The 23927-nt window shown below is 62.8% G+C and carries 19 protein-coding genes; 9 read left to right on the top strand and 10 right to left on the bottom strand.

The annotated features are described in order from the left end of the window. The first annotated feature begins 27 nt into the window (after positions 1–27). The 4 genes from VX159_RS10780 to VX159_RS10765 all read left to right on the top strand — a co-directional run bounded on the left by VX159_RS10780 (position 28) and on the right by VX159_RS10765 (position 4668). The gene (locus VX159_RS10780) at positions 28–1377 is read left to right on the top strand and encodes a dicarboxylate/amino acid:cation symporter (RefSeq protein WP_371322890.1); all 1350 of its coding nucleotides are present in this window, start codon (positions 28–30) and stop codon (positions 1375–1377) included. A 223-nt stretch (positions 1378–1600) separates the two neighbouring features. Continuing rightward, a complete protein-coding gene (locus tag VX159_RS10775) occupies positions 1601–2605 on the top strand; it encodes a TRAP transporter substrate-binding protein (RefSeq protein ID WP_371322889.1) in 1005 nt (334 codons plus the stop codon). 81 nt (positions 2606–2686) lie between these two features. Beyond that, complete coding sequence (locus tag VX159_RS10770; protein ID WP_371322888.1) at positions 2687–3388, top strand: TRAP transporter small permease; 702 nt, start codon at positions 2687–2689, stop codon at positions 3386–3388. Next, positions 3385–4668, top strand: a complete 1284-nt coding sequence (locus tag VX159_RS10765; protein ID WP_371322887.1) for a TRAP transporter large permease — start codon at positions 3385–3387, stop codon at positions 4666–4668. Before VX159_RS10770 ends, VX159_RS10765 begins: the two co-directional genes overlap by 4 nt. 87 nt (positions 4669–4755) lie before the next feature. Here VX159_RS10765 and VX159_RS10760 read toward each other — a convergent pair whose 3' ends face one another. The 10 genes from VX159_RS10760 to VX159_RS10715 all read right to left on the bottom strand — a co-directional run bounded on the left by VX159_RS10760 (position 4756) and on the right by VX159_RS10715 (position 19191). Further along, positions 4756–8100: a PAS domain S-box protein gene (locus tag VX159_RS10760; protein ID WP_371322886.1), complete on the bottom strand. Its 3345-nt coding sequence runs from the start codon at positions 8098–8100 to the stop codon at positions 4756–4758. Next, on the bottom strand, positions 8088–10703 hold the full coding sequence (locus VX159_RS10755; protein ID WP_371322885.1) for a CBS domain-containing protein: 2616 nt from the start codon (positions 10701–10703) through the stop codon (positions 8088–8090). The genes VX159_RS10760 and VX159_RS10755 overlap by 13 nt, the downstream gene beginning before the upstream one ends. A gap of 104 nt (positions 10704–10807) precedes the next feature. Continuing rightward, positions 10808–11596 carry an EAL domain-containing protein gene (locus VX159_RS10750; RefSeq protein WP_371322884.1) on the bottom strand — a complete coding sequence of 263 codons (789 nt, stop codon included), beginning with the start codon at positions 11594–11596 and terminating at the stop codon, positions 10808–10810. A gap of 92 nt (positions 11597–11688) precedes the next feature. Beyond that, positions 11689–11925: a hypothetical protein gene (locus VX159_RS10745; protein WP_371322883.1), complete on the bottom strand. Its 237-nt coding sequence runs from the start codon at positions 11923–11925 to the stop codon at positions 11689–11691. An 18-nt stretch (positions 11926–11943) separates the two neighbouring features. Beyond that, positions 11944–12228, bottom strand: coding sequence for a hypothetical protein (locus tag VX159_RS10740; RefSeq protein ID WP_371322882.1), 285 nt, complete (start codon positions 12226–12228; stop codon positions 11944–11946). 99 nt (positions 12229–12327) lie between these two features. Then, positions 12328–13296: an MBL fold metallo-hydrolase gene (locus tag VX159_RS10735; protein ID WP_371322881.1), complete on the bottom strand. Its 969-nt coding sequence runs from the start codon at positions 13294–13296 to the stop codon at positions 12328–12330. A gap of 272 nt (positions 13297–13568) precedes the next feature. Further along, positions 13569–14843 (bottom strand): sulfate adenylyltransferase subunit 1, encoded by a 1275-nt coding sequence (locus VX159_RS10730; RefSeq protein WP_371322880.1) that lies wholly within the window; start codon positions 14841–14843, stop codon positions 13569–13571. Positions 14844–14934: 91 nt separating this feature from the next. Next, positions 14935–15876, bottom strand: coding sequence for a sulfate adenylyltransferase subunit CysD (gene cysD, locus VX159_RS10725; RefSeq protein ID WP_371322879.1), 942 nt, complete (start codon positions 15874–15876; stop codon positions 14935–14937). 181 nt (positions 15877–16057) lie between these two features. After that, complete coding sequence (locus tag VX159_RS10720; RefSeq protein WP_371322878.1) at positions 16058–18262, bottom strand: SulP family inorganic anion transporter; 2205 nt, start codon at positions 18260–18262, stop codon at positions 16058–16060. Positions 18263–18372: 110 nt separating this feature from the next. Then, positions 18373–19191 (bottom strand): inositol monophosphatase family protein, encoded by an 819-nt coding sequence (locus VX159_RS10715; RefSeq protein WP_371322877.1) that lies wholly within the window; start codon positions 19189–19191, stop codon positions 18373–18375. Between the two features lie 66 nt (positions 19192–19257). Between VX159_RS10715 and VX159_RS10710 the strand changes: the two genes are divergently transcribed. From VX159_RS10710 to VX159_RS10690, 5 genes are all read left to right on the top strand, one after another. Further along, on the top strand, positions 19258–20016 hold the full coding sequence (locus VX159_RS10710) for an RNA methyltransferase (protein WP_371322876.1): 759 nt from the start codon (positions 19258–19260) through the stop codon (positions 20014–20016). Between the two features lie 264 nt (positions 20017–20280). Next, on the top strand, positions 20281–21072 hold the full coding sequence (locus VX159_RS10705) for a PepSY-associated TM helix domain-containing protein (protein ID WP_371322875.1): 792 nt from the start codon (positions 20281–20283) through the stop codon (positions 21070–21072). Positions 21073–21094: 22 nt separating this feature from the next. Continuing rightward, positions 21095–21607 (top strand): DUF2271 domain-containing protein, encoded by a 513-nt coding sequence (locus VX159_RS10700; protein ID WP_371322874.1) that lies wholly within the window; start codon positions 21095–21097, stop codon positions 21605–21607. A gap of 51 nt (positions 21608–21658) precedes the next feature. Beyond that, on the top strand, positions 21659–22498 hold the full coding sequence (locus VX159_RS10695; RefSeq protein WP_371322873.1) for a DUF4198 domain-containing protein: 840 nt from the start codon (positions 21659–21661) through the stop codon (positions 22496–22498). 10 nt (positions 22499–22508) lie between these two features. Beyond that, a complete protein-coding gene (locus tag VX159_RS10690) occupies positions 22509–23876 on the top strand; it encodes an NADPH cytochrome P450 oxidoreductase family protein (RefSeq protein WP_371322872.1) in 1368 nt (455 codons plus the stop codon). Positions 23877–23927 lie beyond the last annotated feature (51 nt).

The following is a 23927-nucleotide window of genomic DNA, read 5'->3' as shown; positions in this document are numbered from 1 at the left end:
CCAAATACCAACAATGGAGCGGGACTCATGGCCAAGAAAACAATTTTCGGCAGTTTGTATTTTCAGGTACTGGTGGCAATCGCCATCGGTGTTTCTCTCGGGCACTTCTATCCCGAGACCGGCGCGGCGATGAAGCCGCTGGGCGATGCCTTCATCAAGCTGATCAAGATGATCATCGCCCCGATCATTTTCTGCACCATCGTCGTCGGCATTGCCGGCATGGAGGATATGAAAAAGGTCGGCAAGACCGGTGGTTATGCCGTGCTTTACTTCGAAGTCGTCAGCACCATCGCGCTGATCATTGGTCTGGTGATCGTCAATGTCTGGCAGCCGGGCGTCGGGATGAATGTCGATCCGGCAACGCTCGATACCAAGGGGATCGACAAGTATGTTGGTCCGGGCAAGATGCAAACCACGGTCGACTTCCTGATGAACGTGATTCCGACTAGCGTGGTCGATGCCTTCGCCAAGGGCGACATGCTGCAGGTGCTGTTCTTCTCGGTACTTTTCGGCTACGCGATGAACGCCTTTGGCGAGCGCGGCAAGCCGGTCTTCGAACTGATTGAAAAGCTCTCGCACGTGCTGTTCGGGATTGTCGGCGTAATCATGAAGGTGGCACCGATCGGTGCTTTCGGTGCGATGGCCTACACCATCGGCAAGCACGGCGTCGGCAGCCTGCAACAACTGGCCAGCTTGATGGGGGCTTTCTACCTCACCTGCCTGGTGTTCATCTTCGGGGTGCTGGGCGTGATCGCCAAGATTCACGGCTTCTCGATCGTCAAGTTGATCAAGTACATCAAGGAAGAACTGTTCCTGGTGCTCGGCACCTCGTCGTCCGAATCGGCGCTGCCGCGCCTGATGGCCAAGATGGAAAATGCCGGTGCCCAGAAGTCGGTGGTTGGCCTGGTAGTGCCGACTGGCTACTCCTTCAACCTTGACGGTACCTCGATCTACCTGACCATGGCGGCGGTGTTCATTGCCCAGGCTACTAATACTCCGCTCGACCTGCAGCACCAGATCACTCTGTTGCTGATCCTGTTGTTGACCTCGAAGGGGGCGGCCGGTGTGACCGGTTCCGGCTTCATCGTGCTCGCTGCCACCCTGTCGGCGGTCGGTACGGTGCCGGTGGCCGGCCTGGCGCTGATTCTCGGGATCGACCGCTTCATGTCCGAAGCTCGCGCCTTGACCAACTTCATCGGCAACAGCGTCGCCACCCTGGTCGTCGCCAAGTGGTGTAACGCTCTCGATAGCGAAAAACTCACCGCCGTGCTCAACAACGAAACCAGCGACGAGGCCGAGCATCCCGAACTGGTTCTCGATGATGCCGTTGAGCCGCCGATTCCGCATGCCCCGCGGCCGATGGTCGAGCATCACTGAGGGCGAACCGCCTGCAGTTATCTTAAGGATATCTCCCCGTGGCCCCGAGGTCGGGTGCCGCTTTCAACCGCCGGCTGGTCCGGCGGTTTTTTTTTGTCGTTGCGGCGACCTGTGGATTTCCACAATACGCCCCCCATCGGACTTTGGTAATACTTTGCCGGCGTGTAAATCAATTACGTTTAGTGACGCAATAACAAAGTTACATTTCCCGGAGGAAAAACCAATGAAGGTATCCAAACTGCTGGCCGGCCTGTTTTTCTGTGCCGCTTCGCTGGGGGCTTATGCCCAGCAGCCGATCGTGATCAAGTTCAGCCACGTCGTTGCCGCCGATACGCCCAAGGGCAAGGCCGCCGAAATGTTCGCCAAGAAGGCGGCGGATATGACCAAGGGCAAGGTCAAGGTTGAAGTCTATGCCAACTCGACGCTGTACAAGGACAAGGAAGAAATGGAAGCGCTGCAACTGGGCGCGGTCCAGATGCTGGCTCCGTCGCTGGCCAAGTTCGGTCCGCTCGGGGTCAAGGAGTTCGAAGTCTTTGATCTGCCGTTCATTTTCAGCGACTACGATGCACTGCGTAAGGTCACCAACGGTGCCGTCGGCAAGCAGTTGCTGACCAAACTGGAACCCAAGGGCATCCGTGGCCTGGCTTACTGGGATAACGGCTTCAAATCCTTTTCCGCCAACAACCCGATCAAGGCGCCGACCGATCTGAAGGGCAAGAAAATGCGCATTCAGTCGTCCAAGGTGCTGGAAGAGCAGATGCGTTCGCTCGGGTCGCTGCCGCAGCAAATGGCCTTCTCGGAGGTTTATCAGGCATTGCAGACTGGTGTGGTCGACGGGACCGAGAACCCGATTTCCAATCTGTACACCCAGAAAATGCACGAAGTGCAGAAGCACCTGACGCTGACCGAGCATGGCTATCTGGGCTACGCAGTGATCGTCAACAAGAAGTTCTGGGACGGTTTGCCGGCTGACATCCGCCAGCAACTGGAACAGGCGATGGAAGAGTCCACCCGCTACGCTAACCAGATCGCCAAGGTTGAAAATGACAGCGCGCTGGACGCGGTCAAGAAGAGCGGCAAGACCTCGGTCTATACCCCGACCAAGGAAGAGCGTCTGGCCTTCAAGAAGGCCCTGATCCCGGTACATCAGAAGATGGAGGGCCGGGTCGGCAAGGATGTGATCCAGGCTGTCTATAAGGACACCGGTTTCAAGCCGGACAGCCTCTAAGCAGTCGCCGTTCAGGGAATGCTGATTCGGGGGCTGCGGCCCCCGAATTTCTCTGAAAAACAACAACAGGGGATCAATCCAATGTTCAACCGCATACTCAATCACCTTGAGGAGTTGCTGGTCACTTTCCTGATGGGGGCGGCGACTATCATCATCTTCATTTCCGTGATGCACCGCTACCTGTCGGGCTATGACATTCCCGGCCTGCAGGACTGGTTGCTCAGCCTCAACGTTGGCTGGGCGCAGGAACTGTGCATCATCATGTTCGTCTGGATGGCCAAGTTCGGCGCGGCCTACGGGGTGCGTACCGGCATCCACGTCGGCGTCGATGTGCTGATCAACCGCCTGGATGACAAGGCGCGCGGCAAATTCATCGTCTTCGGCCTGCTCGCTGGCGCCACCTTTACCGGCATCGTGGCCATGCTGGGAGCTCATTTCGTCTGGGAAAACGGCGCTCACTACGCGATCTACAACGCGCTCGGAATTGCCGGCGAGGAATTGTTCGAAGGCCCGATCACGCCTGATCTTGAATGGCCGACCTGGATCGTCTATAGCGCGATTCCCTTCGGTTCCTCGTTGATGTGCTTCCGCTTCCTGCAAGTGACCTGGGGCTTCATCAAAACGGGCGAACTGCCGCACCACGACCATGGTCACGTCGATGGCCTGGAAGAGGAAGGTGCGCACGTCGAAGCCAACCCGTACAACATGGACGATAACCTGCACATGCACGACCTCAAGCACAAACCGCTGGGCGACGATGGCAAGAAGGGAGGCCAGCAATGAACGCACTGGTGATTTTCAGCCTGTTGGCTGTGCTGATGCTGACCGGTATGCCGATCTCGATTTCGCTCGGCCTGACGGTACTGACCTTCCTGTTCACCATGACCCAGGTGCCGCTCGAATCGGTGGCGCTCAAATTGTTTACCGGGATCGAGAAGTTCGAAATCATGGCGATTCCGTTCTTCATCCTCGCCGGCAACTTCCTTACCCATGGCGGGGTCGCGAAGCGGATGATCAACTTTGCCACCTCGATGGTCGGTCACTGGTATGGCGGTCTCGGCCTGGCCGGGGTGCTCGCCTGCGCGCTGTTTGCCGCAGTTTCCGGCTCCAGTCCGGCAACCGTGGTGGCGATCGGTTCGATCTTGCTGCCGGCGATGGTCAAGGCGGGGTTCCCGAACCGTTTCGGTGCCGGAGTGATCTCGACCTCGGGGGCGCTCGGGATTCTGATTCCGCCGTCGATCGTGATGGTGATGTACTCGGTGGCGACCAATACTTCGGTCGGCGCCCTGTTCATGGCCGGCGTGATTCCGGGTCTGGCCCTGGCGGCAACCCTGGGTGGCGTGACCTGGTACCGGGCCAAGAAGTTCGACTATCCGCGCCAGCCCAAGGCGTCGTGGGCCGAGCGTCTGCGTACCTTCCGCGAGTCGATCTGGGGCCTGTTCCTGATCGTGGTGGTGATGGGCGGGATTTACTCCGGCATCTTCACCCCGACCGAAGCCGCTGCGATGTCCGCCGTCTATGCCTTCATCGTCGCTGTGTTCATCTACAAGGACATGGGTCTGAAGGATGTGCCGAAGGTGCTGCTCAATTCGGCCAACATGTCGGCAATGCTGCTCTACATCATCACCAATGCCGTGCTCTTCTCGTTCATCATGACCAACGAGAACATTCCGCAGGCACTGGCCGACTGGATGCTGGGCAACGGTCTGGGCGTGATCACCTTCCTGCTGGCGGTGAACATCATCCTGCTGCTGGCCGGCAACTTCATGGAGCCGTCGTCGATCGTGCTGATCTTCGCTCCGATCCTGTTCCCGGTTGCTGTCCAGTTGGGCATCCATCCGGTGCATTTCGGCATCCTGATGGTGGTGAATATGGAAGTCGGGATGTGTCACCCGCCGGTCGGCCTCAACCTCTACGTCGCGTCCGGAATCACCAAGATGGGGATCACCGAACTGACCATCGCGGTTTGGCCGTGGCTGCTGTCGATGCTGGTCTTCCTCGGTATCGTCACCTACTGGCCCGACCTGTCGCTGTGGCTGCCGCGTCAGCTGGGCATGCTGTAAGCCGAGCCCCGCTCGTTTGCCGTGGCAAAGCGCAAAGCCTCCCTCCGGGGAGGCTTTTTTTCGGCCTGATTTACGGTCGACCGTAAATCAGGCCGATTTTGACTGCGGTGCATCGGCCTCGATCAACTCGCAGACCATCGCCAGTTCGGCGCGGGTGCTGCTCAGCAAGGCTTCGATCCGGGCTGCCTCCTGGTTTTCGCGGAGCGCCAGGTTGAGGGCAGTGGCCAGCTGGTCGAGCGGCTGGATGCCGAGGGTTGCCGCTGCGCCCTTCAATGAATGTGCGATCCGCTCGGCAGCGGCAAGGTCGCGGTTGGCCCATTCCAGGCCCAGCCGTTCGAGGTCGCTGGCGTGACTCTCGGCAAACATCGCCAGCAGGCGTCTGAGGCGTTGCGGATCGTTCCGGGTGACAGCGCTGGCGCGTTCGAGGTCGAGCTTGCCTGCTTCGAGCAAGGGTAGGGGCGTCGATGTCGAGGTTGTCGCGGGGGTCGGCGAAGGCGTTGCGGGGATGGTCGGCTGGCTCAGCCAGTGCCGCAGGCAGCGGTAGAGTGCGGCCGGATTCACCGGCTTTGGCAGAAAGTCGTTCATCCCGGCGGCAAGGCAGCGCTCACGGTCGTCGGCAAAGGCGTTGGCGGTCATCGCAATGATCGGGAGATGCTGTCCCTGTGGCAGGCAACGAATCTGCCGGCAAGCCTCCAGACCATCCATGACCGGCATCTGCATATCCATCAGGATCAGGTCGTACCCCCCGGCTGCAGCGAGTTCGACCGCTTCGCGGCCGTTGGTGGCGACCGTGGTTTGCAGCCCGGCATCGGCCAGCAGTGAAAGCGCTACTTCCTGGTTGATCGGGTTGTCCTCGCAGAGCAGGACGTGGCGGCCGGCACCATGAACCGCGCTCGTTTCCTCGTCGCCGGCTGGCGGAGGCAAGAGATCGGTGGCTGGCGCCGAGCTGAGGCTGAAACGGGCGGTGAACCAGAATGTGCTGCCCCGGCCGGGGCTGCTCTCAACACCGGTCTGACCTCCCATCTGCTGGACCAGCCGGCGGGTGATCGCCAGCCCGAGCCCGGTTCCGCCATAGTTGCGGGTGGTCGAGTTGTCGGCTTGCTCAAATGCCTTGAACAGTCGTTCAAGGGCTTCTATCTCGATGCCGATGCCGGTGTCGCTGACCTCGAAGCGCAGTAGTACCTGCTGCGCGTTTTCGTCCAGTCGTTGGCAACGCAGGCTGACATGACCCTGTTCAGTGAATTTGATCGCGTTGCCGAGGTAGTTGAGCAGTGCCTGGGTCAGGCGGGTCGGATCGCCAAGCAGGTTGCCGGGCAATAGCGGTGGGGTTTCAACCACCAAATCGAGTCCCTTGTCCTGAGCCTTGTCGCGCATCAGCATGCCGACTCGGGCAAAGAGGCTGTCGAGACTGAAGGCGATATTTTCCAGTTCGACCTTGCCGGCTTCGATCTTGGATAGGTCGAGGATGTCGTTGATCACCGCCAGCAGGTGGTCGGCCGAGTCGCGGACCTGATTGAGCCGTTCGCGTTGCGCCGGGTCCTGAACATTCTTTTGCAACAGATGGGTGAGTCCGATGATCGCGTTCATCGGGGTACGGATTTCGTGGCTCATGTTGGCCAGGAAGGCGCTCTTCGCCTGATTCGCCACTTCTGCAGCCTGTTTGGCTGCCGCCAGTTCGGCGGTGCGTGTGGTGACCAGTTCTTCGAGATGATGGCGGTAGCGTTCGAGTTCGCGGGTCAGGCGCCGTTGTTCGCTGATGTCTTGCTTGACCGCCACGTAGTGGGTGATCCGGCCATCAGCTGAGCGGATAGGGGAAATCAGCGCCTGTTCGTGATAGAGGTCGCCATTCTTGCGCCGGTTGACCAGTTCGCCGCGCCAGGTGCGGCCGGCGAGCAGGCTTTCCCACATCTCCTGATACTGCTGGCGTGGCGTTTGGCGCGACTGGAGCAGGCGCGGGTTGCGGCCGATCACTTCTTCCCGCCGGTAGCCGCTGATCTGGACAAAGGCCGCATTGACGTATTCGATCTCGGCCTTGAGGTTGGTGATCACTACCGCTTCCGGACTCTGTTCGACGGCCTGCGACAGCTTGCGCAACTGGGCGTCGGCCATCTGTTGATCTTCCAGTGTGCTGAGCAGAATTTGCCGGATTTGTCCGGCCTCGGCGAGCAATTCGTCGGCGCGGGCCTTTTCAGCCTGCAGCGCCGCATTGGCCCGGCTCTGCTCGGTGACGTCGGTGGCGACGCCAAGCAGACCGACGACCTGGCCGTTGCGGTCGCGGATCGGGGTTCGGCTGGTCAGATAGATGCGGCTTTCCCCTTCTGGCAGGGTCAACTCCTCTTCGTGGCGGAGCAGGGGCTCGCCATCGGCAAGAACCCGTCGGTCCAGGGCCGCCAGTCGTCCGGCGGTCTCCGGGGGGAGCAGGGCCTGATCGCTGCGGCCGAGAATGCCGGCGGTCTCCTGCCCCAGCAGGCGGCAGAAGGCTGGATTGGCGTAGGTGTAGCGGCCTTCGGCGTCTTTCTGGAAGACCAGTGCGTCTACCTGATCCATGATTTCCGAAAGTCGCTGGCGTTCGCCTTGCAGTTCGCGCGTGCGCGTACGAACCCGGCGCTGCAGGCCGCGGTTCCAAAGCAGCAGCAAGAGGCCAAGCAAGGTCAGGGCGGCCAGCAGATAGGGCAGGTGACGCTCGGCGAGGCTGGTCGACGCCAGGGGGCGGCCGAGCCATTTTTTGTCCAGTGCGGCGTAGTCTTCCGGCGAAATCGCGGCAAAACCCTGGTTGACCACGGTCAACAACTCGCTATTGCCTTTTTTCACCGCCCGGTGGAATTCTCCCTCGTACAGGGTGAAGGCTTCGCTGAACTCACTGCTTTTTCCGCTGCGGGCGAGCATGAAGTAGGCCGGTGGTGCATCCAGGCAGAAAACCCGGATGTTGTTGTTGGCGGCAGCAGCGGTGAGTTGTTCGTAGCCGGGGTAGGTCACCAGATGGCGGACGCCGTGCCGGCGGAGGTACTCGGCGCAGGCATCGCCTTCCTTGACTCCGACCGGAAAGGGTTGCAGCGTGTTGAGGCTGTCGATTCCCTGCAGTTGGTGGTGAACGAAAATGGGCACCGGCAGCCTGGCGTATGGTGGGGAGAAGTCCATCACCGCTTCCCGTTGCGGGGTACGGAAAACGGTATCGATCACCTCGGCTTGGCCGTTGGCAAACAAGGCCTGAGCCTCGGCCCAGGGCCGGGCCTGGAGTTGGGCGGGAATCCCGGTCCGGGACGACCACAGGCGCCACAGGTCGGGGAGGTAACCCTTCAGTTCGCCTTGTTCGTCGCGGAACACGTAGGGGGGGTAGGCGTCGTCGATCGCTACGGTAAGCCGGGTGGGAGCCGCCTGAGCGAGGCCGGCAAGCAGCAGCAGCGCGGCGCCAGCCAAGTTCAATCGCTGCATGGCAGTTCCTCGCCGGTTTCGACACTGCCGTAGCGGGGAGCTTCGCCATGGCGCGCGAGCAGTGCGTTGATCTCACGCTTCAGTTCCAGTACCCGGCTTTCGCGGCCGAGCATGACCTTCTGCCAGCGGCGCAATTCGTCGAGTTGCTGGCGCAGGCGTTCTTCGTTTTGTACCGCTGCCGTTACATCGACCAGGGTTCCCTCACAGGCATAGGCTTGCCGATTGGCGTCGTACAGGGTGGTGTAGCTGGGCTGCAGGTAGCGCACCGGTCCCAGGTCAGGATGGCGGCGATAGACGGCTTGCGGTGGATTGCTGCCAGCAAGAATCTGGTTAAGCGCGGTGCGGACCCGGGTCTGGTCATCTGGGTGCACCAGGCGCACGAACTGCTCGAAATCCGGTGCCGGCTGGGTTGGGTCGAGCCCGAACAGGTGATACATCTGGGGCGACCAGTAGGCCTTGCGCTTTTGCAGGTCCCAGCGCCAGCTTCCGATCTGGCCGATTGATTCAGCGCGCGACAGGCTTTGGTGCAGGCGCAGGACGGCGGTATCGCGGCGTTGGCGCTCGATGGCAATTGCCGCCAGCGAGGTCGCAGCAGCGATGTCGCGCCGAATCTGCGGGGTCAGCACGGGCTGTGCCTGCCGCCAGTAGATGCCAAAGGTGCCGAGTACCTTGCCCTCTGTCGACAGGATCGGGGAGGACCAACAGGCGGCCAATCCATGGCGGGTGACCAGGTCACGGAAATTCTGCCAGCGGGGGTCGCTGCTCAGGTCAGGAGAAAATATTTCGCGGGCAAGGTAAGCCGCTGAGCCGCATGATCCCACCTCCGGACCGATTTCGATCCCGTCGGTCAGCGCGCAGTAGGAAGGCGGGAGGCTGGGGGCTGCGCCATGACGGAGGTGCACTCCATCTTCGTCGAGCAGGAGCAGAGAGCAGTGCATCTGCGGATCATGGGCTTCGATCTCGCGGCAGATCCGGTCAAGGATGGTCGGCAACTCGCTGCCGACCGAAATCAGTTGCAGGATGTTGTTGCCGAATTCGAGCAGGCGCTGCTGTGCTCGCCGCTCGGTGACATCGACGAAGCTGGCGAGAATTTCCTCGTCGATCACAATGCCGGAAATTTCAATGCTGCGCAGGCTCCCATCCTTGCAGCAGATTTCGAAATCGCCGGGACGGATCACCTCTCCATCTTGCGCTGCCAGCGCGCTGGCATCGTTCCAGCGATCTACTGCCAGTTGCCGCGCATCCGGATCGGGAACTGCCAGTTGCCACCAATTGGCAAGATGCGGGAGGTCGGCCGGGGTATAGCCGAAATCGGCGATGAAGCGCTGGTTGATAAAGGTGATTTCGCCTTCGGCGTTGATGTGGCAAATCGCCAGCGGAAGGTTCTCAAGCAGGGAGCGGAAGCGTTTTTCGCTGGCCAGCAGCTTTTGCTCGGCGAGCTTTTGCTCGTTGATGTCGATGGCCACGCCGGCTGACCGCAGCGGTTCGCCGCTGGCCGTGCTTTCGATCTGGCGGCCGCGTACGCTGACCCAGCGCGGCAGGCCGCGTGCATCGCGAGTCAGATATTCGACATTGAGTTGGTGGCGGGTGCCGCTGCGGAACTCGGCCAGCAGAGTGGCGACTCGCCCTCGGTCGTCGTCGGCGATCCGTTCGCAGATCGCGGCCAGGGGTTCCGGGCCATGCCCGGCAGGGAACCCCAGCATCTTGTTGAGCGCCGGGCTGCGCTGCGTGCGGTCGAGGCGATGATCGTATTCCCAGGTGCCCACCCCGGTCATTTCGAGCAGCAAATCCAGTTGGCCAGCCAACCGGTCGCGTCCTCGCTCCATCAGTGCGGTGCTCAGCCGTTCAAGCATCCGGTGCTGGCTGACGACGCCGATGGCGCGTCCATCGGAGGCCAGCACGATCAGATGGCGCAGGCCTTCCTCGGTCATCCGGCGGGCAGCGTCGGCGGCTGCGATGTCGCCGGGAACCGTACGCAGTGGCTGCGACATGACCGCCCCGGCCGTTACTTGCTCGGGGTCGATATGCGCTGCCAACAGGCGGGGAATGTCGCGTTCGGTAATGATTCCCCGGGCGCATTCGTGCTCGCCGATCAGTACATGGTCGAGGCGGTGTGCAGCCATGGTTTCCAGCACCTCGGCCAGCGACAGGTCGGGAGGCAGCATGTCGGCTGCCGGCTCCATGACTGCGTGCAGGGTCTGGATCGAGGCAAACAAATCATTGCCGATGTGCCGGCGGAAGTCGGTTTCGCTGGCGACTCCGACCAGATCGCCAGCAGCATCGACCAGTACCAGATGACGAATCCCGTGACTGGAGAGCAGGGCGTGGCCGGAAGAAAAATCAAGGTCGGCGCGGGCAGTGGTGAGCGGGGCACTCATTGCCGCCCGGACCGGACGGTTTTCGCGGTACCCGCTGCAAGCCAGGCGCAGCAGGTCACGTTCAGTGACAATCCCGATCGGCCGCCGTTGTTCAACCACCACTACCGAGGAAACACGCCGGGCGGCAAACAGTTCGATGACTTCGCGCAGGGGCTGTTCCGGTGGAACGGTGAGAACCTGGCGGCTGGCAATGTCTCCGAGGCGGAGTTCGGTGGCTGGATTCATGGCGGACAAAAGGCGCCGTGACAGTATGGGCGCGACTCGTCCATTCTAGCCTCAACCCGCAATAACCGGGATGAGGGAGGGGGAATTTTACTGTTCTCCCTGCTTCAGGCGGCTACTGCCAGCGGTTTGGCGGGGATTCCCTGGTTCGGCTGGCAGCCGCGGCGGACGAAACGATCACGGAAGATGAAGCCCTGGACCAGATCGAAGCCCATCTGCCGTGCCATCGCCAGATGTTCGGGGGTTTCGATCCCTTCCAGCACGGTTTTCAGTTCGAGGTCGCGCGCCTGTGCCAGCGCCCAGGTCAGGATTGTCCGCTGCCTGCCGCTCAGTTCGCCAGCCAGCCAGCTGCGGTCGAATTTGAGATAGGCAGCGTTGAGCAGCGAAGCGTACGAGACCAGACCGCGCGACGACGACAGGTCGTCGATCGCCATGCGAATTTTTTCCCGTTCGAGTTCTTCCATCATCCGGTGGGTCAGCGCCACATCTTGCAGATGCAGGTTTTCGATCACTTCGACTACCAACCGGCTGCGTTGCGCTGTGAGAATCGGCAGGAACAGGTTGCCGCCGTGCTCGTCCTCGCCCTGGGCGTAGCTGTCCGGATCGAGGTTGACGAAGAGTTGCCCGTGTTGCGGCGCTTCGGCGAGTTGCAGGCGCTTGGTTTCGAGTTCGGCGTGCAACAGCAGCAGCGGGTTGTCGTGCAGGGCTTCGAAAACCAGGTCCGGTGGCATGGCCCTGCCGTCGGCGGTGATAAAACGGGCCAGCGCCTCATAGCACAGGATGTCGCCGCTGCCGGTACAGACCAGCGGCTGGTATTCGACGCCGAAACGGCTGGCCGTCAGGCATTCGAGGATGGTATGGGGGTGGAGTTGCGGGCGGGTGGCAAGCGGCGGCATCGGGCGTCATCTCGGGTGAAGTGGCTGGCTGATGCGCGGGCGCTGGCTGGCTGGTTATTTGAGAATTATTATCATTTTTGTCGATCCTGCTGTCAATCCGGGGTTTTGATCCGGGCCAGGCGCGGCGAGAGCATGTACAGCGCGCGCGGCGGCTGCGGGTTGTCGAGCAGCCAGCCGAAATTGAGCATCACGCAGTAGCCGCTGCGGCCGATCGGCTTGACGCATTTCCATTGCCAGTAGCTGCGCATGCGGATGCTCATCGTGCCGAAGCGGCCGTTGTTGCGGTTGATCGTCGGGTCGCCGTGGATGATCCGCTCGGCGGCGTGCATCGGCGCCGCCAGCGGCCCCTATTTGAAGCCATAGAGTTGGTTGCGGTAGAGCCACTGCACTTGCGACCCGTAGCCGCCGTTGTGCGTCGCCTTCCAGGCGAGGTCACCGAGCAGGCTGTTGTCCGGGGTGTCGAACCAGGCCAGCCAGTGCGGCAGGCGCGGTTCGACGCCGCTGCCGTTGTTATTGTTGATCGGTCCCAGCCGGGGGCGGGCAAAGGCCGGCAGCAGCGGGGTGATGATCATCGCGATCACGGTCATGATCAGCAGGGCACAGAAGTAGAGCGGATAGCGCAGCAGCAGCATCAAGGAACTCTGGAATTTTGGCTCAAGGCGGTCGTTGACCGTGAAAATGGGCAAATACCGGGCAGTTGGCCGATATTTGCCCATTCGTGGCTGCCGGGCTTACTTGCCGAGCGGTGCGAACTCGGCCGGAACCCAGGCGTAGCCGCTGCCTTCGCGGCGAACATGGCCGATCCCGGGGAAGGGCAGGTGCATGCCGGCGACCATCAGCTTCTGCCGCGCCGCCAGGTCGAAGATGCGCTTGCGCGCGGCGACCGCCTGCTGCGGGTCGGTATCGAACTCGATCGCAACCTCCGGGCGTGGGAACTGCACCGCATGGTTATGCACCAGGTCGCCCAAGACCAGCAGCCGCTGGCCGCCGCTGACGAAGCGATAGCTGGCGTGGCCGGGGGTATGGCCACGGGTATCGACACTGAACACGCCGGGCAGCAGTTCGCGCTCGTTGATGTAGGTGTGCCATTTGTCGGCGGCGCGGTAGGGGGCGGCGGCATCGCGCGACATTTTGAAGAAGGCCTGGAAGTCGGCCGGCGCCTGGGCGGCGGTTTCCTCGCTCAGCCAGAAATCGCTGTCGGCCTTGCTCGACCAGATTTCGGCGTTCGGGAAGGCCATCTGCCCATCGGGCGTGACCAGACCATTCACATGGTCGCCGTGCAGATGCGTCAGCAGTACCACGTCGACCTGCTCCGGGCTGTAGCCGGCGGCCTTCAGGTTGTCGCCGATATGGCCCAGCGACGGCCCGAACAGCTTGGCGGCGCCGGCATCGACCAGGATCAGCTTGCTCCCGGTATTGACCAGATAGGCATTGACCGCAGTCTGCACTTTGGGGCCCTTGACGAACTGGCGGGCCAGCAACTGCTGCTTCTCGCGCTCGCTGGCGTTCTTCAGCAGCTTGCTGTCGAGTTCGATGGCGCCGTCGTAGAGCGCGGTGACTTCGAACTGGCCGAGGTTGAGCCGGTAGTAGCCGGGGACCTGGGTCTTCTGCTGCGGCGCCTCGGCCCACAAGGGGGCGGCACCGCCGAGCAGCGCGGCAAACAGCGCACCAGTGAGCAATCGCTTCAGGGGGATAGGCATCGGAAATCTCCTGCAGTGGCGAAAAATGCAAGTATTGCATGCTTTCGTCACGCGGCCGCGCCAAGGCGTTTGCCGCAGCCGCGACGGGTGAGCTGGCTCAGGTGTTCAGCGAGTACCGGGGGCGTGGCTGGTTGCGATCCGGCCTGGCCGTCGCTGCCGATAGGCACCGGACAACTCCGCCGAAAAACAAAACGCCTCGCAGGTTGGCGAGGCGTTTTTTACGTTTTGCCACGGTCGACCGTGGCAGAAGCCGGATTTGCCGGCGGGGCCGCTTACAGGATCATCCCGGCGCCGACGGTGTTGTTGTTGCTCTCATCGATGACGATGAAGGCGCCGGTGGCACGGTTGTCGGCGTAGGCGTCGACGAACAGCGGTTGGGCCAGCTTGAAGCTGACTTCGGCGATGTCGTTCATCGCCAATTTGTCGGCGGCAACCTTTTCCAGCGTATTGACGTCGAGGCGGTGGTTGATGCCGGTCAGCTTGGCCTTGCTGTCGCGCGTGGTGTGGCGGATCAGGTAGGTGCGGGCGCGGTCGAGCGGGGTCTCCGAGAGCCAGCAGACGGTGGCGCGGATTTCCTTGACCGCCGCCGGGGCTTCTGCGCTCTTGACGATCATGTCACCGCGCGAGCAGTCGATTTCGTCAGCCAGCAGCAGGGTGACCGATTGTTCGGTGACGCCTTGGTGGATGTCGACACCGCCGAGTTGCACCGCTTTCACGGTCGACGTGAAACCGTTGGGCAAAACCGTGACCGCGTCGCCAACCTGGATCGAACCGGACTCGACGCGGCCCATGAAGCCGCGATAGTCGTGCAGATCGGGGTTGGCCGAATCCTGCGGGCGGCAGACGAACTGAACCGGGAAGCGGAACTTCTCGGTGTGCTCGGTATGGGCAGCCGGTGCGGCTTCGAGGATTTCGAGCAGGGTCGGGCCGTCGTACCAGTTCAGGCTGTCGCCACGGTCGACGATCATGTCGCCGTTGAGCGCCGACAACGGCAGGAAGCGGATGTCTTCGATGCCGACCTTCTTGGCGAATTCGAGGTACTCGGCCTTGATCTTCTCGTAGGTTTCCTGCGAGTAATCGACGAGGTCCATCTTGTTGATCGCGACGACCAGGTGCGGGATGCCGACCAGCGCAGCGAGTTTCGAGTGACGCCGGGTCTGGGTCAGCACGCCTTTGCGTGCGTCGATCAGGATGATCGCCAGATTGGCGGTCGAGGCGGCGGTGACCATGTTGCGGGTGTACTGCTCATGGCCCGGCGCGTCGGCGATGATGTACTTGCGGGTGCCGGTGGAGAAGTAGCGGTAGGCGACGTCGATGGTGATGCCTTGCTCGCGCTCGGCTTGCAGGCCGTCGGTCAAGAGCGACAGATCAACCGCGCTCATGCCACGCTTCTGCGAGGTTTTTTCGATGGCGTTCAGGGTGTCGGCGAGGATGGTCTTGGTGTCGAACAGCAGGCGGCCGATCAGCGTGCTCTTGCCATCATCGACGCTGCCGCAGGTGAGAAAGCGCAGCAGGCCGTGGTCTTCAATGTGGTCTTGTGTGGACATTTCTGTTTTCCGTGGGGGCGAGGATCAAGGATTCAGGATCGAGGATCGAGTGCGCGGTTTTTGCTGGCAGCTCGCTCCGAATAACTCGATCCTAGAAGTAGCCTTCCTTCTTGCGTTGTTCCATCGAGGCTTCGCTGGTCTGGTCGTCCAGACGGGTGGCGCCGCGCTCGGTAATCGTGGTGGTCGCGGTTTCGACGACGATCTTCTCGACCGTGTCGGCATCCGATTCGACCGGCGCCGTGCAGGAAATGTCGCCGACGGTGCGGAAGCGCACCAGTTTCTCAACGATTTCCTCGCCGGCCTTGGGCAGGTTGGTCAGCTCGCCGGAGACCAGTGGCACATTGACCGGCACGATGGCGCCCTGGCGGATCACCACCGGGCGGGTGTGGGCGAAATAAATGCTCGGCAGTTCCAGGCCTTCGCGCTCGATGTATTGCCAGACGTCCATTTCCGTCCAGTTCGAGATCGGGAAGGCGCGGATGTTCTCGCCTTTATGGCTGCGGGCGTTATACAGGTTCCACAGTTCCGGGCGCTGGTTCTTCGGGTCCCATTGGCCGAATTCGTCGCGGAAGCTCATGATGCGTTCCTTGGCGCGGGCCTTTTCTTCATCGCGGCGGGCGCCGCCGATGCAGCAGTCAAAGCCGAATTCTTCAATCGCTTCAAGCAGGGTCACCGATTGGTGCTTGTTGCGCGATTCGCCTTCGTGCTTCAAGACAACCGTGCCGCGCTTCATCGAATCCTCCACCGAACGGACGATCAGACGCTCGCCCAGTTCGGCAGCGCGCTTGTCGCGGAAGGCAACCACTTCCTGGTAGTTGTGGCCGGTGTCGATGTGCATCAGCGGGAAGGGGAATTTGCCAGGGCGGAAAGCCTTCTCGGCGATGCGCAACATGCAGATCGAGTCCTTGCCGCCGGAGAAGAGCAGTACCGGGTTGGCGCACTGGCCGGCCACTTCGCGCATGATGTGGATGGCCTCGGCTTCGAGCCAGTCGAGATGGGACAGCGTGGCGCTGGACGGATTGCGTTGAGTCATCTGAGGTGTCCGCAGGGATTGTCGAATGGCGCGAATTGTAGCGCGTCCTTAATATTCATTTAAGAACCTGTTTTCATCTTGTTATTCGATTTTTGAATAAGCTCGGTGGTAACACCGGGTTTTCACGGTCGACCGCAAAAAACGGGGTTTTCCCCGGTCGACCGTGTGCCGCCAGCGGCGATCAATACTCCTGCAGCATCGCCATTTCGCTGTCGGCGTGGCGTAGGCGGACGGCGAGGGCGCGGGCAATGGCGGTGACGAGCAGGAAGGCGACTTTTTTGTGGTCTTCGGCCAGTTTGTTGAACTGTTCCAGGGTCAGGATGAAGACCTCGGTTTCGCCGAAGGCGACCGCGTCGTTGCTGCGTGGCCGGCCGTCAAGGAAGGCCAGGCCGCCAAAAAAGTCACCCCGGCCAAAGGTCGCGATGTGGCGGCTGCGGCCGGCGCCGAGCGGCATGAAGATGCGTACCGCGCCGCGCCGGATCAGGTACAGCGCATCGCCGGGTTCGCCGCGCGAGTAGATGGTTTCGCCGGCGGCGAAGACCCGGGTGATCATCCGCGACTCCAGATCGGCCAGGGTTTCGTCCTTGCGCTGCCTGAACAACTCCATCTCGGCCAGCTGAATCGGTGTTTCCTGCTGCGGCGGCGCATCTTCACGCTCACCGAGAATGCGGTCTTCGACCCACTCGATGGCACTGTCGAGTTCCGGGAACAGGCGTACCACCTCGCTGTCCTCGGTGACCCCGGTCTGTTCGAGGAATTCGCGCAGGTCGCGGCCGTTGGGCAGGTTTTCGCGGACATTGGCGAGCAGCAGCAGGGCGCCGCGCTCGCGCAGGCTGTCGCGCACCTGCAGCAGCAGATGGGTGGCGGTGACGTCGAGCGATTGCACGCGCTTGAAATCGAGAATGACGTACTGCCGGGTTTTCAACTCGGCTTCGAGTTGACCGTAGAGTTGGTGGGTGGTGCCGAAAAAAAGGCTGCCTTGCAGTTCGAAGATCACTGCCTGGTCGCCTTTCTGTTCGAGGATGTGCATCTCGTTTTCCGGCCGGTGCCAGGTCGAGGACATCTGGTTGGCGTAGAACTTGTGCCGCACCACCGTGCCGCCGATCTGCTCGCGCAGGAAAAGGATGATCGAGAGCACCACGCCGACCGCCGAGGCGGCGATCAGTCCGATACTGAGGGCGACGACGATGACCGCAACGACGACGCCGAAGTCGAGTGCGGTGGCACGCGATTCGACAAAGCGCAGCGGTTCCTTGTCGAGCATCCGCAGGCCGACCACGATCAGGATCGCGGCCAGTGTCGCCACCGGAATCCAGGCGATGAAGCTGCCCAGGATCAGGGCGGCGATCAGCGCCGAAACGCCTTCGATCAAACCTGAAGCCCGCGTGTTGGCACCGCTGCCGAGATTGACCAGGGTCGCCCCCATGGTGCCTGCGCCGGGCAGTCCGCCGACGGCGCAGGAACTGATGTTGGCAATGCCCTGGGCGACCAGTTCGCGGTTCGGGTCGTGGCGACTGCGCGTCATCTGGTCGAGCACGACACAGGTTTTCAACGTGTCGATCGACAGCAGCGCGGCCAGCGTCAGCGCGCTGCCGAACAGCGCCCCGACCTGGTTGAGGCGTAATTCACCGACCTCGGTCCAGCGTTCGTGGATGGCGCTGAGAAAGCCTTCGCCACGGGCGCCGAGCGGCCCGATGATCAGCCGGTTGTCGTTTAGCTGGTAGAGGCTGGCATCCTGCAGCGCGAGCAGAAAATAGCAGCCGACTCCGGCGGCGATGCCGAGCAGAGTGCCGGGAATGCGCTGGATCAGGCGCGGGCCGAGCAGCATTCCGGCCACCGTGGCCAGGCCGATGGTCAGTGCCCGCCAGTCCCACAGCCAGGGGGAACTGGCAATTTCCCACCAGTGGCCGCCACCGGCGCCGACAAATTTGGGTAGCTGGCTGCCGACAATGATCAAGCCGACGCCCGACAAATAGCCGCTGACCACCGGGTACGGAATGTACTTGATCACCCGGCCGATGCCGACAAAGCCGAATAGCGTCTGGAACACGCCGGCGAGGATGCCGAGCAGCAGCAGGCTGAGCACGATCCGGGTCGGGTCGCTGCCTTGCTGCGCCATTTCGATGGCAAAGGCGGAGAGGACGGCGGCGGCCGGAGCGCAGGGGGCGCTGATCAGGCGGTCGGTGCCGCCCAGGGTTGAGGCGATCAGGCCGATCAGGGTGGCGCCGATGATCCCGGCGAGGGCACCGAGCGCCGCGAATTCGGGGCCGATGGCGGCGTAGATGGTGACGCCAAAGGCGATGGCCGCCGGCAGGGCAACCAGCATCGCGGCGATGCCTCCCCACAGGTCTCCCGTATGTTGCAGCCGATTGACCAGGGTTTTCATCGGCTTTCCCCTCGTTGTTTTGTTTATAACGAAAGGGTAATACGGATTAGCCGGGGAGGGAAAGCGCCCGCCGTCGTCAGGGTGGCGGTCGGGCGTGTCGGTCGCGGCGCTTAGCCGCGATTGAGCAGGGATTCAGGCAGGCGATCCTGGATCAGCTTGAGCATCGGGGCGAAGACCTTGGGCGTGCCAGCGACGATGTTGCCGGTGTCGAGGTAATTGGCATCACCGCGCAGGTCGCTGACCAGGCCACCGGCCTCGGAAATCAGCAGTGCGCCGGCGGCCATGTCCCACGGCGACAGGCCGAATTCCCAGAAACCGTCGTAGCGGCCGCAGGCCACGTAGGCCAGATCGAGCGAGGCGGCGCCAGGGCGGCGCTGGCCGGCGGTCTTTTCGACCAGTTCACGGAAAATCGCCAGATAGGTGTCGAGGTGGCCGAGTTCGCGGTAGGGGAAACCGGTGCCAATCAGTGCCTCACCTAGCTTGAGGCGGCGCGACACGCGGATGCGGCGCTCGTTGAGGAAGGCGCCGGCGCCCTTGGTCGCGGTGAACAGTTCGTTACGGTTGGGGTCATAGACCACCGCTTGTTCGATCACATTACCCTTGGCCAGTGCAATCGAAATCGCGTACTGCGGCATGCCGTGAATGAAGTTGGTGGTGCCGTCGAGCGGGTCGATGATCCACTGGTACTCGGCTTCCTGGCCGGAGCGGGCGGCGGTGTGGCCGGTCTCCTCTGCTAGAATCGCGTAATGCGGATACGCCTCCTGCAGGGTTTCGATGATCGCGGCTTCGGCAGTGCGGTCAACTTCGGTAACGAAATCGTTGGGCTGCTTGCTGGCGACCTTGAGCGAGTCGAGGTCGTTGGAAGCGCGATTGATGATCTGGCCGGCGCGACGCGCCGCCTTGATGGCGATATTCAGGGCTGGATGCATGACTTAAAGAGCTGACGGGGGGCCGGGAGCCGCCCGCTGGATTTTGGAAAAACAGGATTTTACACCATGAAACCCGAAGACCTGCTGGCCCGTATCCGGGTTGTGCTTTGCCGACCCAGTCACCCGGGCAATATCGGGGCTGTGGCGCGGGCGATGAAGACCATGGGGCTCAGCGATCTGTGGCTGGTCGAGCCGCGTCAGTTCCCGGACGCCGAGGCCGATGCCCGGGCGACCGGTGCCGTCGATCTGCTGCAGGCTGCGCGGGTCGTCCCCGATCTGCGCTCGGCGCTGGCGGATACCTGCTTCGCGCTGGCGGTGTCGGCGCGGCCGCGCGAACTCGGGCCGGCGCTAGGTGGTCCGCGCGAAGGCGTCGAACGTTTGCTCGGCGAGGCCGGGCACGGCCCGGTGGCGATGGTGTTCGGCAACGAAACCTATGGCCTGAGCAATGTCGAGATGAGCGAATGTCAGGCGGTTGCATCGATCCCGACCAATCCCGAGTTCAGTTCGCTGAACCTCGGTTCAGCGGCGCAGGTAATGTGCTACGAGTGCCGGATGAGCGCCTTCGCCGGGCAGCCGCCGCTGGTCGGCGGTGAGGTGGTCTATGCCGCGCCGGCCGCAAGCCATCGCGAAATTGCCGGCCTGCTCGGACATCTGGAGCAGGTGATGACCGACACCGGCTTCTACAACCCGGCGCAGCCGGGACGGCTCTTGCCCAAGCTGCAGCGCCTGTTTGCCCGGGCCCGGCTGGAGAGCGAAGAAATCAATATCCTGCGTGGCCTGCTCGCCGCTACCCAGAAACCGACCGGACACGGCCGCAAGAACTGAAACGCCGGGGGGCGGTGTTTTGCCAGGCACTCCGGCAGTCGCAGGAGTGGGCGTGATCGAGGAGGTCGGTGCCATGCGGCACGGTCAGGGCGGCGAATGGCGGTCGCCGGCAGTCAGGGCTTCTGAGCGGCGATCGCGCTGACAGTTGCTGCGGAGCCTTGCCGGCGCGGTCGCTCGGGGGCGACTTCTTGCTATTGCGAACCATTATCAATTAATATTGCGGCCAGCCAGCCAAAAGGGCGGTACTCGCAGTTGGTGACTGCGGTGCTTGCCTCGCCAGCCATCGTTCCCCCGTCCTGCCTTGCTTTCGACCAGAAAGCGCGGGTTGCCCATTGGCTGCGGCTCGATGCCGGGCGGGAATTCTCCGTTTTTGGCTGGTTGACCGTGAATTCCCCTGATTTTCCCTCTGCTTCTGGCACTTCGTCCGCCCACGCTGCGCTGGCCGGACGTTCGGCCTCGCTGCGCTTGTTTCTGACCATCCACTGGATCAGCTCGGCCTTGTGTCTGGTCGGCATGCTGCTCTTCGCAGCGACCGGAGTCACTCTCAACCATGCCGGCACGATCGAGGCGCAGGCGAGCATTGACCGGCGTCAGGCGGTGTTGCCGCCGAGCTTGCTGGTCGAGTTGCGGACTACGCTGGCCAGCGCCAACCGTCAGACCGCCTTGCCGCCCTCGGTGCGGGCCTGGCTGGCCGGCGAGTGGGGCTTGCGCGGACTGACCGGGATCGCCGCCGAGTGGTCGCCGGACGAGGTTTACCTGCCCTTGCCGCGACCTGGCGGCGATGCCTGGCTGCGGCTCGATCCGGAGAGTGGCGAAATCGAATACGAACGCAGCGACCGAGGCTGGATCGCCTGGGCCAACGACCTGCATAAGGGCCGTCATACCGGCGATGCCTGGGCCTGGTTCATCGACCTGATCGCGGTTGGTAGCCTGGTGTTTTCGTTCAGCGGCTTGTGGATTTTGCATCGCCACGCCGCGCAACGGGCGGCAACCTGGCCGCTGGTCGCCGCTGGTGCTGTGCTGCCGCTGCTGATCATCCTGCTCTGCTTCCATTGATTTTTCGAGAAAGTAAGCTCCCATGAAAAAAAGCATCCTGCTTCCCCTGTTGTGCGTCCTGGCCGGGCCGCTTGCGGCCGCTGAACTGTCGCTCAAGGTCGAAATTCCGCCGCTGCCGGTCGCCGAATACCACCGACCCTACCTGGCCGTCTGGCTGGAGGGCGGCGAGCCGGCACAAACGACGCACCTGGCGGTGTGGTATGACCAGAAAAAGAAAGACAACGCCGGCCTCAAATGGATGAAGGATCTGCGCCAGTGGTGGCGCAAGGGCGGTCGCGACCTTGAACTGCCGCTCGATGCCGTCAGCAGCGCGACCCGTGCCCCCGGTGTGCATACCCTGAATTTTGTCGGTGGCAAGACGCCGCTCGACAAGCTGGCGCCCGGCAATTACACGCTGTTCGTCGAAGCCGCGCGCGAAGGCGGCGGCCGCGAAGTAGTCCGCCTGCCGCTGGCCTGGCCGCCGAAGAGCGCGCAAAACGCCAGCGCCCGCGGCCAGGAAGAACTCGGCGCGGTCAGCCTGCAGGCCAAGCCCTGAGCGGTGTCGCTCGCGCATTCTCATTCCGCCTTTCCCCTGGAGAACGAAATCATGCAAAAACACCGGTTGACCGTGAATACTCCCGTGCTTGCCACACTCTTGCTGGCACTGCTGCCGCTTGCTGCGGAGGCTCATCGCTCCTTCCTGCTGCCCTCGACCACTGCGGTCGAAGGTAAGGACCCTTGGGTCACCGTCGATGCGGCGGTCGGTGAAAACGCCTTCGAGTTCGACGCCAACCCGCTCAAGCTCGACGGCCTCAGCATCACCGGCCCGGACGGCAAGCCGGTGGCACCGGCGCAGAGCTTTACCGGCAAGCGCCGTAGCGTCTTCGACGTGCAGCTGGCCAAGCCCGGTAGCTACCGCATCGCGCTGGTCGGCGAAAACGCGATGGCCAGTTACAAGCTCAACGGCGAGGCCAAGCGCTGGCGCGGTAGCGTTGAGGCGCTGGATAAGGAAATTCCGGCTGGCGCCAGCGAACTGCAGGTGACCCGCACCCACAGCCGGATCGAGACCATCGTCACCGCCGGGCAATTCGGCGGCGACGCGCTGAAGCCGGCCGGGGTCGGCCTCGAAGTGCTGCCGCTGAGCGCCACCGACGAATACCACGCCGGCGAAGCCGCGCGTTTCCGCGTCTTGCTCGACGGCAAGCCGCTGCCCGAACTCAAGGTCGCACTGGTGCCGGGCAATGTCCGCTACCGCGGCGTGTTGCGCGAAGTGACCGCCACGACCGATGTCCGGGGTGAGTTCAGCGTCACTTGGCCGTTTGCCGAAATGTACTGGATCAGCGCCAGCTATCCGGCCCGGCCGGTCGTCGCCGAAGGCCAGCCTCGTCCGGCGCCGCCGGCCAAGCGCTGGACTTACGCCGGTACGGTCGAAGTTCAGCCACAGTAAGCCTTGTTCGATGGCGTTCGAGTATTTTTCGGCCGCGCTTGAGGCGGTGCCGCCACTCCGCCTGGCTGCCGCCGGCGGGGTGTTGCTGGCCTGGGCTGCGCTCTGCCGACACGCCTGGCGGCGGGGGCATCCGCTTTTGCCGGCAGCCGGCGAGTGGACCGTGGTATATGCCAGCCAGACCGGCACCGCTGCCGCGCTGGCCGAGGAAAGCGCAGCCCTGCTCGGGGCGCCGCCGCCCCTGCCGCTCGATCTCCTGCCGCTGGAGCGATTGGCTGGCGGGGGCCGGTTTTTATTCATCGTCGCCACCGCCGGCGAGGGCGAGGCGCCGGACAACGGCCGGCGTTTTGGTGCCCGGCTCGACGCCTGGTGCGCCGCGACTCGTTCCTCCGCCGGCCAAGTGCCGCTGGCAGCTGCACGGTATGCCCTGCTGGCACTCGGCGATGATCGCTACCCCGGTTTTTGCGCTTTTGGCGAGCAACTTGATCTGGCCTTGCAGGCAGCCGGTGCTCGGCCCTGGCAAGCCATGCTGCGGGTCAACCGCAGTGACGAGGCCAGTCTGCAACATTGGTTTGCCGGTCTGGGCGCCTTTATCGCAGCACCCCAATTAACCCGCCAGGCGCTGGCGACCACGGCGTGGCGTTTGCAGCAACGCGATCACCTCAACCCCGGCAGTTCTGGGGGGGAAGTGTATCGCCTATGCTTTGTGCCGGCAGCCGATGGGGGAGGGAGCAACTGGCCGATCTGGCAGTCCGGAGATCTGGCGCGGATTGAATTACCCGGCTGGGGCGCGCCGCGCGATTACTCGATTGCCTCGCTGCCAACCGACGGCAGCTTGCAATTGCTGGTCCGCCGCCAGGTTGATCGCCACGGTCGACCGGGTCTGGCATCGAATTTCCTGTGTAGCGAATTGCCGCTCAATGGTTGCGTCGACTGGCAGATTCGGCCGCATGCGCCGTTCCACCTGGCCGACAATGCGCAGCGCCCCTTGCTGCTGATCGGCAACGGCGTTGGCCTGGCCGGTTTGCTGGCCCATCTCAAGGCTGCCCGGGCTGCAGGCAGCGCCGAGCAATGGCTGGTTTACGGCGAGCGTTGCCCGCAGGCCGATGATCACGCCGGGCGGCTATTGCCAGCCGGAGAAGGGGTGCGCATTGATCGTGTTTTTTCCCGCTGTCCGCAGGCTCCTGCTTATGTTCAGCAACGCTTGCGCGAGGCCGCCGGTGAGTTGCAGGACTGGGTTGCGCGGGGCGCGGCGATCTATGTTTGCGGCAGTCGGCGCGGGATGGGTGACGGGGTTGAGCAGGTGTTGCGCAACGTTTTGGGTGAAGCATTGTTAACCCAGCTGGCACAGGCCGGCCGTTACCGCCGCGACGTTTTTTAAGTCCCGCTACCGTTGCACCGGGCCAGCGCTGCGCATCGCCGTGGCTTGGCG

The sequence above is a fragment of the Dechloromonas sp. ZY10 genome (assembly GCF_041378895.1).
Taxonomy (GTDB): Bacteria; Pseudomonadota; Gammaproteobacteria; order Burkholderiales; family Rhodocyclaceae; genus Azonexus; species Azonexus aquae.
The sequence above is the reverse complement of the archived record's forward strand: the minus strand, read 5'-3'. Positions and strand labels throughout refer to the sequence as shown.